General features: G+C 33.9%; 3 protein-coding genes. All 3 read right to left on the reverse strand.

Translation table 11 applies throughout. The features are described 5' to 3' along the window. Positions 1-712, reverse strand: a 712-nt coding sequence (locus tag AC1DJR_RS28130; protein ID WP_477004062.1) for an oligosaccharide flippase family protein, incomplete at its 3' end; no start/stop codon positions are given. Positions 713-943: 231 nt separating this feature from the next. Beyond that, positions 944-1,480: a stage V sporulation protein T gene (gene spoVT / locus AC1DJR_RS28135; RefSeq protein ID WP_002009670.1), complete on the reverse strand. Its 537-nt coding sequence runs from the start codon at positions 1,478-1,480 to the stop codon at positions 944-946. A 135-nt stretch (positions 1,481-1,615) separates the two neighbouring features. Further along, positions 1,616-1,960: TRCF domain-containing protein (locus AC1DJR_RS28140; protein ID WP_477004063.1), on the reverse strand; the 345-nt coding region annotated here is incomplete at its 5' end.

Below are 1,960 nucleotides of genomic sequence, written 5' to 3' on the forward strand. Positions count from 1 at the left end.
GCCAAAAAAGGATTCGAACAATCCCTTTTTTATTTCTAATTCCCTTCCATCCTTTGAAGAAAATAGCATGGAAATCATGACGCATATAAAGTAAAAGTACGATAATCCCAATAAGCCCGCCTGCAATTGAACCTAGCATGGCACCCGCACCAACTGTATATAAATCAAATCCATGAGCAATAAGGAATAGTGATAAAAATACAATAATAGAAACACGAATCGTTTGTTCAATTACTTGCGAAACAGCCGTCGGCATCATATTATTGAAACCTTGAAAATATCCTCTCGCTACAGATAAAAATGGCATTAGTAGGAATGAAAACGAAATAACACGTAATAATTTATCTAAATGTATATCGCCCATAGCCGATGCAATTGTTTCGGCCCCAAAGAATAATGTGAAAAACCCTATAAATCCAATTCCTAATAAAAACCAAAAAGATACACAAATAATTTCTTCTGCTTCTTTTTGTTTTCCTCGTTCTAATCTTTCTGCGACCATTTTTGAAATAATAATGGGAAACCCATAAGTAGCTAAAATCAAACAAAATCCATAAAACGGATAAATTTGTTGGTAAATATAAAAACCAACATCACCCGCTATATTTTGATATGGAATACGGTAAAAAGCGCTTAATACCTTCGTAACAAAACTTGCGATTGTTAATATAATAGCCCCACGCCAAAAGGCTTGGTACTTCTTCGCTTCCATACAAGAAAACTCCTTTTTCTATTCTCACCCCTCGTATTATATCACAAAGAAAAACTGGCTCTCCTTCATATTCCTTACATTCACTGGCTTCTTTCAACAGCAAAAATATTCAATGAAAAAAGGTAGCAAAGCGCTACCTTCGTTCAATATACTTATATCTCCAAATAGTTAATTTCTCAAATAGAAATATCATAATTAGGAAAGATTGCTACTTATAGAAATTACACTTCGCTACTGCTCCATTTGTTTCGCTAAAAAGCTTGCAGCTGTATTTACTGATTTATGCTCTACTTCACTTATAATAGCCTCTTTAGAGAAGATAACGACAGCTCCGATTGGATCTCCATTTGCAATAATTGAGCCAATTGTATAAGAGCTCACTTTTTCTGTTACTCCATCAATAATTGAAATTTCGCTTTCATCTGTCATAATTACAGACTTACGCTCTTCCATTGTCTTCTCAATTAAATCGCCAACACTTTTATTTAAGTATTCTTTTTTAGATGCGCCTGCTACTGCGATAATAGAATCACGATCGCATACAAGCACATTATGTCCTAAGCTATCGTATAAAGCTTCCGTATATTCCTTTGCAAAATTACCTAGTTCACTAATTGGAGAATATTTTTTCAAAATCACTTCTCCATCGCGATCAACAAATATTTCTAGTGGATCTCCCTCACGTATACGTAAAGTTCTACGAATTTCCTTCGGAATTACTACCCTGCCTAAATCATCAATTCGACGTACGATTCCAGTTGCTTTCATTCTAATGCTGCCTCACTTTCTACTGATGATCAAAGTGGTGAATTTACCTGTTCATGTAAAAATCACCAACTATTAAACATAGTATTTTACACATTAGTTCTTCTATGCACGTCGAATTGTATTTTTTATCTTATATTAGGCATTTATTACTTCTTTTTTTACATCTGGCAAGCCTTTTAATAAATTTTCAGCAATTGTTAACCATTTCGACGTCTCTAATCCATTCGTTTTCATCACAATTTTCAATTGTGACCCCTCCATACCAAGACCGATCATACGGCCAAAACTACTTCCTAGCATGAATAATTTTCCACCATCTATATTTTGGCTCGCTTGTTCAGAAAACAGGAATGTTACTTCAAATTTATTTTGCTTAATTAACTCAATTTTTTCTTTCATTGCCAACACTTTAATGTTTGCAATTTGTAATAAATAACCAACTTCTTGTGGATAATCACCAAATCTGTCGATCATCTCTTC

It is taken from the genome of Bacillus sp. 05T31, assembly GCF_056396725.1.